Genomic DNA, 14,562 nt, shown 5'->3' on the forward strand with positions numbered 1-14,562 from the left:
TATCATATTTATTTTATTATGCCTATAATTGGAGGCTATGTGAATGGTAAGTGATCAGACGAGATATTCTAGACTCGCAAATATAACAAAAATAATAAATACGAAATTAGAACTACGTGACGTATTGCAGCGTGTGACAATGGCGATATCAGAGGAAATTGTTAGGTGCGATGCTGTTGGAATTTATTTACCCCAGGAAGATGGAACATTTAGAGGGTTTGCAGGAAAACCAGAGACTATAAATGGCGTAACGCTCGATACTCAAGTAATTGATCCTGAAATAGACTTACTGGCAAAAGAGGTTATTGAAACGAAAAAAACCATCTATATTCCTGATACCTCAAAGGATCATCGACCAGATCCGAGACCGGTTAATGCATTCAAAATTAAGTCCTTATTAGCTCTGCCTATCTCATTTGGGCAAGAGTTATTTGGTCTAGTTTTTTTATTTGATTATGGAATTCCGATGAATTTAACAGATTCAGAAATTCAAAGTGTTGAAGCTTATGTAAATATGGCTGCGGTTGCAATTCAAAACACAAATAATTTAAAACAAAAGGAAAACCTTATTGCTGAGAAGCAGCTGTTACTAAATGTTACACGTGATTTATCAATGTGTTCCTCGATACAGGAGAGTTTTGATAAATGCTTTTTTTACCTAGAACAGATTTTAGAGAGTAAAAATATGACTGCCCATCTTCTAGATCCGCTAGATAAAACAACAATTAAAACAACGAAATTAAGTAAGGGCTGTCATTGGACAGAAGCGGATTGGACAGAGAAAAGCTATGAAGCCAAGATTCAAGAAGTTATTCAAACAAAAAATATAGATAGTAAGGGTCTATTGATGATTCCATTGGTTTCAATTGGAGAAGTATTAGGGGTAATCGTCGTTGGCAAAGAAGGAAAAGCTCACAATTATGATCATTCTCAACTTCAACTAGCAAAATCTATCGTTGATGCCACAGCCCCTACGTTTTCGAATTTGTCATATATGGATCAACTAGAAAGCATAGTGGAAGAGCGAACGAGAGAGCTAGCTGCTGCTAATGAAAAAGTTACAAGTGTGATTGAATGTATTACGGATGGATTTTTTATTTTAAATAATAAATGGGAATTTACGTACGTAAATAAGCACCAATATTTTCCGAAAAGAAAAACAGCAAAAGATGTATTAGGAAAGAATATATGGGATGTTTTCCCGAGTGAAATCGACACAGTTATGTATAAGGAATTTCATCGTGCGATGTCAGAGCGAACTACAGTTCATTTCGAATTTCTTTCTACTGCAGATGAATATTGGCACGAAGTTATTGCATACCCGTATGATGATGGTATTTGTTGTATTTTTAAAAACATAACGGAAAAAAAGAAATATGAACAGGAATTGAAAAGATTATCCAACATAGATTTAATAGGGCAAATGGCAGCAGGTATCAGCCATGAAATTAGAAATCCAATGACAACAGTACTAGGATTTTTACAGTTATTAAAAGAAGAGAATACCTATGAGAAACATAATAAGTACTTTCATTTAATGATTGAAGAACTTAACCGTGCCAATTCTATTATTACTGAATTTCTCTCAATGGGTAATACAAGGAAATCGGATTTGCAGATGTTAGATTTAAATTCAATTATCCACGATATTATTCCTTTAATAAAGATTGATACGTACAATCAAAATAAATATATTCAAGTCGATACAAATGACATTCCAGAATTACTTTTAAATCGTAATGAAATACGGCAATTATTAATGAATCTATATCGTAATGGCTTAGAAGCGATGAATACAGGGAAAGTTCTAACCATTAGCACTTACAAGGAAGGTCAAAATTGTGTGGTGCTTGCAGTGCGGGATCAAGGAAAAGGTATCAGGCCTGAAGTATTAGAGAAACTGGGTACGCCGTTTTACACGACCAAAGATAATGGAACTGGATTGGGGTTAGGTGTATGTTATGCCATTGCTGCCCGCCATAATGCAAAAATAGAAATTCAAACAGGATCGGAAGGCACTACCTTTTTTGTTAAATTTAATTATGAAAATAATAAAAAATAACCTTATTTAGAATAGTTACGATGAACCGTATCATAAATAAATTTATTCTTTGCATATAAAAGGATAAAAAGACCATTGGACAAAAATTACCGATGGTCTTTTAAATATTATTAGATGGTATGTAGATTTCCTAAAATAAGTATGTTTCTATTTCCATAAAAATATGCTGTAATATGAAGAGGAAAAAGTATAAGTAGTTAGAGAAGTGAGGAATTAAAGGTGAAGAAGTTTAAGAAGTTTTACTTGGAGATTACGAGTGTATGTAATCTTGCGTGTAGCTTTTGTCCGCCGACGGAAAGGCAGAAGCAATTCATTTCTGTGGAGGATTTTGCTAAAAGATTAGACCAAATTAAACCTCACACAGACTACATTTATTTGCACGTGAAGGGTGAGCCGTTGCTCCACCCGAAAATAGATCAACTATTAGACTTAAGTCATGAAAAAGGGTTTAAAGTTAATATTACAACGAACGGAACGTTAATTAATAAGAGAAGACATAGGCTGTTAAATAAGCCTGCGTTAAGACAAATGAATTTTTCACTGCATAGTTTTGATGGACATCCAGGTTCGCAAGATAAAGAGGGCTATGTAAGGAGTATACTTTCCTTCATTAGGGAAGCGACAAGTCAATCAGATTTAATTGTATCGTTAAGGTTATGGAATTTAACTCAGGATAATAAAACGAATGCTGAAATCCAGAAAAATAGAGAGTTATTATCTATAATTGAAAATGAATTTGATCTATCTTATCAAATTGAAGAGAAGCTTACACCAGGAAAAGGTATAAAAATTGCAGAACGTGTCTTTATTAATCAAGACTATGAATTCCAGTGGCCAGCATTACATGAAGAAGAGGATGATGGGAAAGGATTCTGTCATGGACTTCGTAATCAAGCGGGTATTTTAGCGAATGGAACAGTTATTCCTTGTTGTTTAGACGGTGAAGGGATTATTAACCTTGGGAATATTAATAATGATTCATTTTCTAACATTATCGAAGGTGAAAGAGCAACAAACATTGTCGATGGATTTTCGAAAAGAGTTGCGGTTGAAGAACTTTGCAGGAAATGTGGATATCGCAAACGGTTTGGGAAGTAAATATGAAATAAGCCCTCATAAAGCGAGGGCTTATTTTTTATACTTGATAAGAATGCTCTAATTTATCAATTAATGAACCAACGTAAGAAACAGCTTTACGGATTGCATCTGGTTTTGACATATCTACTCCGGCATGTTTCATTGTACCACCAGCGATCAATAGCAGGTTGTACTTCCTCTTTAATCATTTGAGCTACTGCAGTGGATGCAGTGTGTGCTGCCTTTTTTGTAGTATTTCTAGTAACGATTTACGGAAAGGTTCAAGTTTTGTTTCTTCAGTTAAATATTTTTCAATTGTTCCTTCGCCGAATATGAGGATTTCATTATGAATAAAGGATAGTGCAGTATGTACTTTCGTCCATAAAGCAGAAATTTTGGAAGAGTTCGCTTGAATACTTGGATTTGTACGATCAGTAGATTCTTTTAAACTTGCATATGAGTACAGTTTTGTTAACGTCATTAAAAGTTCTTCTTCTAAAAGTAGGCAATTTAATAAAGTGTGGGAGCTAGTATGTAAATGTCCTTTAAATGAATCAAGTTTCTTTATATCATTTTCCAATGCGTTTAATGCAGTATGCTATTCGGCATCAGAATTATACAAATCGGATAAATCCCATGTTAGTTCAGCAGGTACCTCTGCGCAATTAAGACGATTTTCTATTACATTTTTCAAGTCGTATATCCTCCTTCTTAAGACTATCTAAAAATATAACGATAGAAAATTCTGTTAAATTAAAATGTTTTTCATTTTTATATACAAAAAAGAAGGACAAGCATGAAAATACTTGTCCTTCAAGTTAATTTAAGAATTAATATACTTTGTCACCATTGAAAATCGAGTTTTTCACGACAACATAATCTACAGTACGAATAGCATCTAATTTTGTTCCACCAGCGTAAGAGATAGAAGATTGAAGATCTTGTTCCATTTCGATTAACGTATCTTCTAAAGAACCTTTATGCTCAACGAACATTTTCTTACCTTCAACGTTTTTCTTCTCACCCTTTTGGAATTCAGAAGCAGAACCGAAGTATTCTTTATAAAGTTTTCCATCTCTTTCAATTGTTTCCCCTGGAGACTCTTCGTGACCAGCGAATAGAGAACCGATCATGACCATAGTTGCCCCAAATCGAATAGATTTAGCTACGTCGCCGTGTGTACGAATACCACCATCAGCGATAATTGGCTTGCTTGCAGCTTTTGCACACCAGCGAAGTGCAGCTAGCTGCCAACCACCAGTTCCGAAGCCTGTTTTAATTTTAGTAATACAAACTTTACCAGGTCCAATACCAACTTTTGTTGCATCGGCACCAGCATTTTCTAATTCTCTTACCGCTTCTGGAGTTCCAACGTTTCCAGCGATAACGAAGCTCTCTGGTAAATGTTTTTTAATATGTTGAATCATGTTGATCACAGCATTAGAATGACCGTGTGCGATATCAATCGTGATATATTCAGGTGTCAGTTGCTCAGCAGCTAATTGTTGTACGAATTCATATTCGTCCTCTTTTACACCAACGCTGATAGAAGCGATTAATCCACGTGATTGCATATCTCTAATGAATGAGATTCGTTTCTCTGGTTGGAAACGATGCATGATATAAAAGTAGTTGTTCTCAGCTAAATAAGTTGCAATTCTTTCATCAATAATCGTTTGCATATTTGCAGGTACGACAGGTAATTTAAATTTATGTTTTCCTAAAGTGACAGTTGTATCACATTCAGAGCGGCTATTTACAATACATTTTGCAGGAATTAATTGAATATCTTCATAGTCGAATACGTTTTCCATCATTTACACCCCTAAAATACGAATATTTTATTTTTATTAATTAAAAATGTTCGTCCATAGGATAATTTACATTATTTTTATTAAGAAGTCAAAGGTTTAATTATTAATTTGGAATTTAAATTTTATTTAATGTTTTTTGTATTTAAATGTCTATAATGTATTTTAATGTTTATTGGTTTACTGTAGAATTATATTTGGAAAATAGTAGATATATATATTAATTATGGGAGAGGTTTTATGGGACGTTTAGTTTATATGGATTGGCTACGCGTATTAGCAACAATTGCGGTCGTTACAATTCACGTTTCTGCTGGTTATGTTTCTATGTTAGATGCAAGTAACGTATCGCGTTGGATGGCTGGTAATTTTTATGATTCATTTTCACGTGCTAGTGTTCCGATATTTGTAATGATTAGCGGAGCTTTATTGTTAAGGGGAGCAAAAGATAGTTCTATTGGGGAATTTTTAAAGAAACGTGCAAGTAAAGTAATCATACCTTTTATAGGTTGGAGTGCTATATTTTACATCTATGGAGCTTGCGTAGGATATTTTCCGGCTTCTTTAAAACAGGGGGTAAAGTATTTTTTAACAAATAGTATTGGTTTACATCTATGGTTCTTATACATGATTGTAGGAATATACCTAATCGCCCCTTTACTGAAAGTATTCGTGAAAAATGCTAAAAAGAGAGAGATAGAATATTTTTTAATTTTATGGTTATATGCATCTGTTATAGTCAAACTAGTAAATTATTATTATCCTATCAACTTTAATATCGAACTATTTTATGTGACAAACTATGTAGGATATTTTCTACTAGGTTATTACTTATCTAATTATGATATTGCAAAAAAATGGAGAAACCTATCTTATATTGGGGGAATTTTAGGGTTTATTGGTACGTTCTTTATTACATACTATTATACAGTCAAAGCTAATGGGCAATTGGACCAATATTGGTATGAATATTTTGCGCCAGGTGTTGTACTTATGGCAATTGGATTATTTGTCTTTTTTAAATACACTTTCCAAAATTCGGAAAGACAATTACCATTTTTATTACGTGGTATAAACCAAGCAAGTCTTGGAATTTATATTCTTCACTTTTTCTTATTAAATAACTATCTATACATAGTTATTCCAAAGGTAGATGCCCATGTACATGCAATACTGGCAATACCTATAAATGTAATGATTACACTTTTTCTGAGTATGATAATAACTTTAGTATTGCAACGAATACCATTTGTAAAAAGGTTAGTTCCGTAAATATATTTTATCTAAAAAAATATATTTTTCATTATGTAGGTGGGCAGGCTTATTATTAAGACTGCCCTTTTCTATGTTGTTTTAAAAAATAATATAAAAAGAGTTATACTTAGGTTAAGATGATATTTCAACGAATTGCAAATATTAGTTTGATATATCATCTTAGTATAATTAAGTGTAGGAGAATAAAAAATATAATTATTAAATAAAGAATAAAATGAGGTTAGTACATGAGTAAAAGAAGCTTTGCTGAGTATACATTAAGTAAAGAAATTATAAGAGCACTTAATGGTTTAGGTTATAATCATCCAACAGAAGTACAAGGTGAGGTTATTCCAGTCGCATTACAAAAGAAGGATCTTGTTGTGAAGTCCCAGACTGGAAGTGGAAAAACAGCTTCATTTGGTATTCCACTTTGTGAAATGGTGGAGTGGGAAGAGAATAAACCACAAGCATTAGTTTTAACACCAACGAGAGAGCTTGCGGTACAGGTAAAAGAAGATATTACAAATATAGGTCGATTCAAAAGGATTAAGGCTGCGGCAGTTTATGGGAAATCTCCATTTGCACGTCAAAAATTAGAATTAAAGCAAAAGACACATATTGTAGTTGGGACTCCTGGTCGTGTGTTGGATCATATTGAGAAGGGTACCCTTTCTTTAGAGTGTTTGAAGTATTTAGTTATTGATGAAGCAGATGAGATGCTAAATATGGGCTTTATCGATCAAGTAGAGGCAATTATTGATGAATTACCTACAAAAAGAATGACGATGTTATTTTCAGCAACACTTCCAGAAGATGTTGAGAAATTGTCTCGTACATATATGAATTCACCAATTCATATTGAAATTAAAGCAGCTGGGATTACGACGGATAAAATTGAACATACTCTTTTTGAGGTGATAGAAGACGAGAAGCTTTCACTACTTAAAGATGTAACAACGATTGAGAATCCTGATAGCTGTATTATTTTCTGCCGTACACAAGAAAATGTAGATCATGTATATAGACAATTAAAACGAGCTAACTATCCTTGTGACAAAATACATGGTGGTATGGTACAAGAAGATCGTTTTGAAGTCATGGATGATTTTAGAAAAGGAAAATTCCGTTATTTAGTAGCAACAGATGTAGCTGCGAGAGGAATTGATATTGATAATATTACACATGTTATTAATTATGATATTCCACTTGAAAAAGAAAGCTACGTACATCGTACTGGAAGAACGGGACGAGCTGGAAATAGTGGAAAAGCTATTACATTTATAACACCATATGAAAATAGATTTTTAGAAGAGATTGAGGAGTATATTGGATTTGAAATTCCAAAGGCAATTGGACCTTCAAAAGAAGAAGTTATGAAAGAGAAAGCTGCATTTGAAGAAAAGATACATGCTAAACCAATTATAAAGAAAGATAAAAATGCAGATATCAACAAAGGCATTATGAAGCTGTACTTTAATGGCGGGAAGAAAAAGAAAATTAGGGCGGTAGATTTCGTCGGTACAATTGCTAAAATTAAAGGTGTTACAGCAGAAGATATAGGTATTATTACGATACAAGATAATGTTTCTTACGTTGAAATATTAAATGGAAAAGGACCACTTGTCTTGAAAGTCATGAAGACTACAACGATTAAAGGGAAACAACTAAAAGTTCATGAAGCAATTAAGTAAATAAAAAACTATCCACTTTAATAGGTGGATAGTTTTTTATTTATGATTCTTTTAAATCATCCACTAGTTGCTCCGCTAAACGTCTATACATATTACTCATAGTCACGAAGGATGTTAGTAGTAGAAATTTTTCTAGCTTTGTATCTTCTAAGGAAGAAATCTCATTTACTTCTGTAACACGGTTATTTACGTCTTGTTTAAAGCTTTCGACATTGCTTTCAGTAAGAGCAAGATAATTTTTGTATAACGTATTTAATTCGAATGAATCATCATTTAATAAGGAGTCATTTATAGTTTCTAATGAACTTTTTATGTCGTTAATGGAGAGAGCTCCCTTTAATTGATAAATTAGGCTAATTAAAATCATATGCTCTTTTGAATACTTTTTATTTTTGATAGGGATGAATAGTTTCCCTTTTGCGTAATTATTAATCATCGTTTTTGTTAATACTTTTTCATCATCAGTTCTCGTTGTATCTGCATAAGTATTCTCAAATAGTTGGACAACTTGGTCTACATATAAGTCAACATTTGGAATATCCTCAAGTTTAATGTTTTTTTCTAAATGTAATGTCTTAAGTAATTCATTTATATTTTCCACGTAGAATCCCTCACTTTTATAACTTAGTGGAACTTAATGTTTAATATATCTTTAAATATGGTATTACGAAACAAATGAATTGTAAATGTTGACCTTAAAAAGAAATGTGTATATAATTACATGTAGTTATCAAAACTACATGTAATTATATGAGGGGTGTTATTATGAATACTTATGTAAGGGAACCAGTTAATGCATTTACTCACTTAGGTGGAGCGATATTATCATTTATTGCGTTATTAGCTATGCTTGTGAAAGTTTCTATCAAGATGCCATCATTTGCTGCAATTACAGCTGTTATTTTGTTTGGTATTGGAATGATGGTCCTTTATACGGCGTCAGCTGTATATCATAGTGTTGTGGCCAATGAACGTGTTATATACTTCTTTAGGAAGCTAGATCATTCTATGATTTTTATATTAATTGCAGGTACATATGCACCCTTTTGCTTAATTACATTAAATTCAGCAAGTGGTTTGCTATTATTTTGTTTAGTCTATGCAACTGCGATTTGTGGCATTGTATTTAAAATGTTTTGGTTTAATTGTCCAAGGTGGTTATCGACAGCAATTTATATTACGATGGGTTGGTTAATTGTTTTATTCTTTGCACCGTTAGCTGAGAATTTAAGTACAGGAGGCATTATTTTCTTAGTACTTGGTGGCATTTTTTATACAATTGGTGGATTTATTTATGGAACAAAGCCAAAATGGTTAGAGTTTAAATATATGGGGCATCATGAAATTTTTCATGTTTTTGTATTATTAGGTAGTCTTGCGCATTTTCTAAGTGTATATTGTTACGTAATTTAATAAAAAAACGCCACATAATAAAAATTATGTGGCATTTTTTTATTACCTGATTAGAATCGTATATGTTATAAAATTATTATGGGATAAAATGTAAGTTTCTGTGTTCGCATGTTAAACATAGGATAAGAAATATGTGATATACTTTGAGAAGTTTATAATGAATGAAATATGGAGGACTATAATTATGGCAATACTTGTAACAGGTGGAGCAGGATATATTGGTAGTCATACATGTGTAGAATTACTAAATAGCGGTTACGAAGTTATAGTAGTGGATAATCTTTCGAATAGCTCGGTAGAATCTATAAATCGAGTAAAAGAAATAACAGGAAAACAATTTAAGTTTTATAAAGAAGATGTTTTAAATCGCGAAGCGCTTGACGCAATTTTTGAAGAAAATTCAATTGAAGCAGTTATTCACTTTGCAGGATTTAAAGCTGTAGGGGAGTCAGTAGCGATTCCATTAACATATTATCATAACAACATTACAAGCACGTTAGTGCTATGTGAAGTAATGCAGAAACATAATGTAAAGAAGATAATCTTTAGTTCATCTGCAACTGTATATGGTATCCCGGAAACGTCACCGATTACCGAGGAGTTTCCATTAAGTGCAACAAATCCATATGGTCAAACGAAATTAATGATTGAGCAAATTATGCGTGATGTAGCATTTGCAGATGCAGAATGGAGTATCGCATTACTTCGCTATTTCAATCCATTTGGTGCACACGAAAGTGGGCGTATCGGAGAAGATCCAAATGGAATCCCAAATAACTTAATGCCATATGTAACGCAAGTAGCGGTAGGTAAGTTAAAAGAATTAAGCGTATTCGGAAATGACTATCCAACGAAAGATGGAACAGGAGTCCGTGATTACATCCATGTTGTGGACTTAGCAAATGGTCACGTAAAGGCGCTTGAGAAAGTACTGAGTACAACAGGAGTAGATGCTTATAACCTGGGCACAGGCATGGGCTATAGTGTACTAGAGATGGTTGAAGCATTTGAAAAAGTTTCGGGCAAGAAAGTTCCTTATAAAATTACAGAGCGTCGCCCAGGTGATGTGGCAGTATGTTTTGCTGATGCATCGAAAGCAAAGCGTGAATTAGGCTGGGAGGCAACACGCGGATTAGAAGAAATGTGTGCTGACTCTTGGAAATGGCAATCAAATAATAAAAATGGCTATTTAGAAGTTTAATGATGAATATAAAAAATGACCTTTGCATAAAAGCAAGAGGTCATTTTTTATATTCATTTTCTACTAAGTTTATTAGCGAACCTAGAAAAGAACGTTCGCTGTTTTAAATGATATGATTTTACAATATCTTATGCTAGAAGGTAGTAGAATGAGATAGAGTAATGTATTATTTTATTAATTTTTTATGGGAATTGAAAGCGTATTATTGAAATGTATTCCAACACTTGTATCATTGCTAGAGTCCGTTTATAATCAAGGAATCCTAGTTCATGTTTTGATAGGATTATTTATTATTGAAAGCGTTTTAAGTTCACTCCTTTTTTGAGGTAGGAGGTCTGACTTATTTAGATAAAAAATTATGTATGTAGTTTTAAATGGGAAGAAAAATAATATAAGTATCATTTTATAGTGTGGGGAGGTTAAAAGTGTGAAAGGTAAAGATTTTCACACGAATATATATGGGTTATGTAGGATTATTACTTTCAGGGGCAGCTTTATTTTTAAATAGTCTTGTTATATTAGGGAAAGCAGAGATGAAAAGTGCGGGTGTTTTTAATTTATTTGTGGGTGCACTACAAATTATTATTCCGTTTTATTTGATTATGATTTCTGACCAAAGCAATTGGACAGTGTATTCATATGCGGCTACTTTCTTATTTGGATTAACTTATTTATATGTAGGTGTTACTTTTATAAAAGGAATGGATAGTAGTGGCCTAGGATGGTTTTGTATTTGGGTAGCAATTATTGCCTTATTCTATATGGTTGTTTCATTTGTTCAATTCCATGATGTTGTTAATGCGTTAACGTGGTTTATGTGGGCATTACTTTGGTATTTATTCTTTGTATTAAATACACAAAAGAAGAACATTAATCAATATCTTGGAAGGATTGCCTTCGTACAATCATGGGTAACATTGACTTTACCTTCACTCTTTTATTTTATGGGAGTGTGGGGAGAGGGATTCGTATATGAATTATGGGTTTATGTATCTGTAATTTCTATTTTATACTTCTGTTATTGTATTTATAAATATCGAGTACGTTAATATATTATCTGTATAAAGGCATGGAATCGTTAAACGAATTCCATGCTTTTTATATGTTAGCACTTATAATAGAGAGGTAGTATTTTACAATTTGCTAAAGTGGGGATGATGAAGTTGAAAAAAGTATTGGTGCTAGGGGGAACAAGATTTTTTGGTAAACATTTAGTAGAAGCACTTTTGCAAGAGGGGCACGATGTAACGATTGCGACGAGAGGAATTACGGAAGATTCTTTTGGCAGTAGAGTAAAAAGACTTATTGTAGATAGGGAAGATGAAAAACAACTAGCAGAGCGTCTAGAAGATAAAAGTTATGATATTGTATACGATAATTTATGCTATAGCTCGAATGCAGCGAAAGTAATATGTGAAGTGTTACGAGGGAAAACGAAGAAATATGTTATGACATCTTCAATGGCCGTCTATGAACCTGCCCTAAGCTTATCAGAAGAAGACTTTAATCCGTACGAGTATGCAATCGCGTATGGAGATAGGAATGACTTCAATTATGGTGAAGGAAAGAGATTAGCTGAAGCCGTTGTATTTCAACATGCAACATTCCCAGTCGTTGCAGTGCGTTTTCCAGTTGTTATTGGAGAAAATGATTATACGAAAAGGTTACAATTTTACGTTGAATGTACTGTGAACCAAAAACCTATCGTTGTGGATCATGTAGATGGAACTTTGTCATTTATACATGAAAAAGAGGCAGGAGAGTTTCTAGCTTGGTGCGGAATGGCAAATGTGAGAGGACCAATTAACGCCTGTAGTAACGGAGTAGTTTCTATGGAAGAAATTATTCATTTCATAGAAGAGAAGACAGGAATAAAAGCACTCATTCAGAAAGCTGGGGGAAATATAGCTCCTTATAATGAGGTAACTAACTGTACGTTATATAATGGAAAGGCTCGTGAATTCGGATTTTTGTTCCGAGAGCTGAAACTAGAAATAAAAAATATTTTAAAACATTATATAAATACAATGAAGTAATCATAAATCCCCCGGTGGCAATCCGGGGGATTCGGGAGGATTTCGACAATACTGATTTTACATTACCAAATTTACCTTATACGTACGACTAATGTTTTTGTGATTGAATTGCTTGTAAATACTTCTCGTTTACTTGGTCCCAGTTTACTGTATGCCACCAGTTGGTAACAAACTCTGGGCGCCTATTTTGATACTTTAGATAATAAGCATGTTCCCATACATCAATTACGAGTAAGGGGATTTTCCCTTCTTGCAAAGGCGTATCTTGATTTGGTGTACTCATAACAGAGAGTTCCTCACCGTCAAGAACAAGCCATCCATAGCCACTTCCAAAACGACTAATAGCTGCTTTGGAAAGTTGATCTTTTAAGTTGTCAAAGGTATTGAAATAATAATCAATTACTTTTGCAACGTCTCCATTAGGCTCACCGCCACCTCGTGGGCTCATCACTTCCCAAAAAAGACTATGACAATAGTGACCACCACCGTTATTTCGTACAGCTGTAACAATTTCCTTCGGTAAAGCATCTAAATTACATAGCAATTCTTCTAAAGATTTATTATGTAATTCAGTATAATTTTCTAAAGTAGCATTTAAATTGTTTACGTATGTCGCATGGTGCTTTCCATGATGAATGGCAAGTGTATTGCTATCAATATGTGGCTCTAGTTCATCATAGTCATATAAAAGCTTTGGCAATTGAAATGAAGACATAACATTCCCTCCTTTCGACTTAAAAAAGTTGGTCTAGGTAAAAATACTTTACCTGAGTCAAAAATACACCCATTTTCCATATAAGTCAATAGTAATTCTATTAATTTTCTGAAAAATATTACAATAAAAGTAACACTCTCACTTTCATTTGTGACTCCTATCCTTTTTGCTTATACTGTAAAGTAGCAGGGTTTTGTTGAAATAGAAGGAGATTGTTTATGAGTAAAACGAAACAATTAATAGAGGAAGCAAGTAATTTTATTACGATTTGTTATAAGGAGCTTCATAAAGAAAAATTGATAGAAGAACGTATAAAAGAAATTCAAATTGAGATAGAGAAGACAGGGACATATGAGCATACATTTGAAGAACTTGTTCATGGTTCACGAATGGCATGGCGTAACAGTAATAGATGTATTGGGAGACTATTTTGGAGTAAGATGCATATATTAGATGCGCGCGAAGTAAATGATGAAGAGGGTGTATATAATGCATTAATTCATCATATTAAATATGCAACGAACGACGGGAAAGTTAAACCAACCATTACGATTTTTAAGCAATATCAAGGTGAGGAAAATAATATAAGAATTTATAATCACCAATTGATTCGATATGCAGGATATAAAACAGAAACGGGAGTGATTGGTGATGCTCATTCCGCTATATTTACGGACTTTTGTCAGGAGCTTGGTTGGCAAGGAGAAGGTACGAATTACGATGTATTGCCACTTGTGTTTTCTATAGATGGAAAAGCGCCTATATATAAAGAAATTCCGAGAGAAGAAGTAAAAGAAGTGCCAATTGAACACCCAGAATACCCTATTTCATCACTTGGAGTAAAATGGTATGGTGTTCCAATGATTTCAGATATGCGTTTAGAAATTGGCGGTATTTCTTATACAGCCGCTCCGTTCAATGGATGGTATATGGGAACAGAAATTGGGGCGCGCAACTTAGCAGATCATGATCGTTATAATTTACTTCCGGCTGTTGCGGAGATGATGGATTTAGATACATCGAGAAACGGTACCTTATGGAAAGATAAGGCGCTAATTGAGTTGAATATTGCCGTACTACACTCCTTCAAAAAACAAGGAGTTAGTATTGTTGATCACCATACTGCTGCACAACAATTTCAGCAATTTGAGAAGCAAGAAGCTGCTTGTGGTCGTGTTGTAACAGGTAATTGGGTATGGCTTATTCCACCATTATCTCCAGCTACCACCCACATTTATCATAAACCGTATCCGAATGAAATTTTGAAGCCAAATTTCTTTCATAAATGATATTTAGTGT

Annotated in this window: 13 protein-coding genes and 1 pseudogene; 9 read left to right on the forward strand and 5 right to left on the reverse strand. The window is 33.4% G+C overall.

What is annotated here, in order from left to right:
• Positions 1-43: 43 nt before the first annotated feature.
• Together AU379_RS17620 and AU379_RS17625 are read left to right on the forward strand one after the other, a co-directional pair.
• Positions 44-2,062, forward strand: coding sequence for an ATP-binding protein (locus tag AU379_RS17620; protein WP_000253110.1), 2,019 nt, complete (start codon positions 44-46; stop codon positions 2,060-2,062).
• Positions 2,063-2,281: 219 nt separating this feature from the next.
• Positions 2,282-3,160, forward strand: coding sequence for a radical SAM/SPASM domain-containing protein (locus tag AU379_RS17625; RefSeq protein WP_000713633.1), 879 nt, complete (start codon positions 2,282-2,284; stop codon positions 3,158-3,160).
• Between the two features lie 37 nt (positions 3,161-3,197).
• On the opposite strand, the gene AU379_RS17630 is transcribed toward AU379_RS17625, so the two are convergent.
• The 3 genes and pseudogenes from AU379_RS17630 to guaC all read right to left on the reverse strand — a co-directional run bounded on the left by AU379_RS17630 (position 3,198) and on the right by guaC (position 4,953).
• Complete coding sequence (locus tag AU379_RS17630; protein WP_009327392.1) at positions 3,198-3,302, reverse strand: oligoendopeptidase F; 105 nt, start codon at positions 3,300-3,302, stop codon at positions 3,198-3,200.
• Between the two features lie 66 nt (positions 3,303-3,368).
• Positions 3,369-3,833 (reverse strand): annotated as a pseudogene (locus AU379_RS17635) (oligoendopeptidase F); the annotation flags it as partial.
• Between the two features lie 136 nt (positions 3,834-3,969).
• Entirely contained in the window at positions 3,970-4,953 is a 984-nt protein-coding gene (guaC, locus tag AU379_RS17640; protein WP_000432447.1) for a GMP reductase, read from the reverse strand.
• A 237-nt stretch (positions 4,954-5,190) separates the two neighbouring features.
• Between guaC and AU379_RS17645 the strand changes: the two genes are divergently transcribed.
• Positions 5,191-6,222, forward strand: coding sequence for an acyltransferase family protein (locus tag AU379_RS17645; protein WP_000533187.1), 1,032 nt, complete (start codon positions 5,191-5,193; stop codon positions 6,220-6,222).
• Between the two features lie 230 nt (positions 6,223-6,452).
• Entirely contained in the window at positions 6,453-7,898 is a 1,446-nt protein-coding gene (locus AU379_RS17650; RefSeq protein ID WP_000044733.1) for a DEAD/DEAH box helicase, read from the forward strand.
• Positions 7,899-7,938: 40 nt separating this feature from the next.
• Here the strand turns inward: AU379_RS17650 and AU379_RS17655 are convergent, their stop codons facing one another.
• Complete coding sequence (locus tag AU379_RS17655) at positions 7,939-8,499, reverse strand: DUF1836 domain-containing protein (RefSeq protein ID WP_000427884.1); 561 nt, start codon at positions 8,497-8,499, stop codon at positions 7,939-7,941.
• A gap of 164 nt (positions 8,500-8,663) precedes the next feature.
• On the opposite strand from AU379_RS17655, the gene AU379_RS17660 reads away from it, so the two are divergent.
• The 4 genes from AU379_RS17660 to AU379_RS17675 all read left to right on the forward strand — a co-directional run bounded on the left by AU379_RS17660 (position 8,664) and on the right by AU379_RS17675 (position 12,548).
• Entirely contained in the window at positions 8,664-9,311 is a 648-nt protein-coding gene (locus AU379_RS17660; RefSeq protein WP_001099728.1) for a hemolysin III family protein, read from the forward strand.
• Between the two features lie 184 nt (positions 9,312-9,495).
• Complete coding sequence (gene galE, locus AU379_RS17665) at positions 9,496-10,512, forward strand: UDP-glucose 4-epimerase GalE (protein WP_000996548.1); 1,017 nt, start codon at positions 9,496-9,498, stop codon at positions 10,510-10,512.
• Between the two features lie 458 nt (positions 10,513-10,970).
• Entirely contained in the window at positions 10,971-11,561 is a 591-nt protein-coding gene (locus tag AU379_RS17670) for an AmiS/UreI family transporter (protein WP_000542569.1), read from the forward strand.
• Positions 11,562-11,666: 105 nt separating this feature from the next.
• On the forward strand, positions 11,667-12,548 hold the full coding sequence (locus AU379_RS17675; RefSeq protein WP_033685748.1) for an NAD-dependent epimerase/dehydratase family protein: 882 nt from the start codon (positions 11,667-11,669) through the stop codon (positions 12,546-12,548).
• An 88-nt stretch (positions 12,549-12,636) separates the two neighbouring features.
• Here the strand turns inward: AU379_RS17675 and sodA are convergent, their stop codons facing one another.
• Positions 12,637-13,263: a superoxide dismutase [Mn] gene (gene sodA, locus AU379_RS17680; protein ID WP_061139571.1), complete on the reverse strand. Its 627-nt coding sequence runs from the start codon at positions 13,261-13,263 to the stop codon at positions 12,637-12,639.
• 218 nt (positions 13,264-13,481) lie between these two features.
• On the opposite strand from sodA, the gene AU379_RS17685 reads away from it, so the two are divergent.
• Positions 13,482-14,552, forward strand: coding sequence for a nitric oxide synthase oxygenase (locus AU379_RS17685; RefSeq protein WP_061139572.1), 1,071 nt, complete (start codon positions 13,482-13,484; stop codon positions 14,550-14,552).
• Positions 14,553-14,562: the final 10 nt, after the last annotated feature.

This window comes from Bacillus sp. JH7 (assembly GCF_001563515.1).
GTDB lineage: Bacteria > Bacillota > Bacilli > Bacillales > Bacillaceae_G > Bacillus_A > Bacillus_A cereus.

Coding starts and splice junctions, on each gene's coding strand:
- AU379_RS17620 (WP_000253110.1), top strand. CDS start 44: ATGGTAAGTGATCAGACGAGATATTCTAGACTCGCAAATATAACAAAA.
- AU379_RS17630 (WP_009327392.1), bottom strand. CDS start 3,302: ATGAAACATGCCGGAGTAGATATGTCAAAACCAGATGCAATCCGTAAA.
- guaC (WP_000432447.1), bottom strand. CDS start 4,953: ATGGAAAACGTATTCGACTATGAAGATATTCAATTAATTCCTGCAAAA.
- AU379_RS17645 (WP_000533187.1), top strand. CDS start 5,191: ATGGGACGTTTAGTTTATATGGATTGGCTACGCGTATTAGCAACAATT.
- AU379_RS17650 (WP_000044733.1), top strand. CDS start 6,453: ATGAGTAAAAGAAGCTTTGCTGAGTATACATTAAGTAAAGAAATTATA.
- AU379_RS17660 (WP_001099728.1), top strand. CDS start 8,664: ATGAATACTTATGTAAGGGAACCAGTTAATGCATTTACTCACTTAGGT.
- galE (WP_000996548.1), top strand. CDS start 9,496: ATGGCAATACTTGTAACAGGTGGAGCAGGATATATTGGTAGTCATACA.
- AU379_RS17670 (WP_000542569.1), top strand. CDS start 10,971: ATGGGTTATGTAGGATTATTACTTTCAGGGGCAGCTTTATTTTTAAAT.
- AU379_RS17675 (WP_033685748.1), top strand. CDS start 11,667: ATGATGAAGTTGAAAAAAGTATTGGTGCTAGGGGGAACAAGATTTTTT.
- sodA (WP_061139571.1), bottom strand. CDS start 13,263: ATGTCTTCATTTCAATTGCCAAAGCTTTTATATGACTATGATGAACTA.
- AU379_RS17685 (WP_061139572.1), top strand. CDS start 13,482: ATGAGTAAAACGAAACAATTAATAGAGGAAGCAAGTAATTTTATTACG.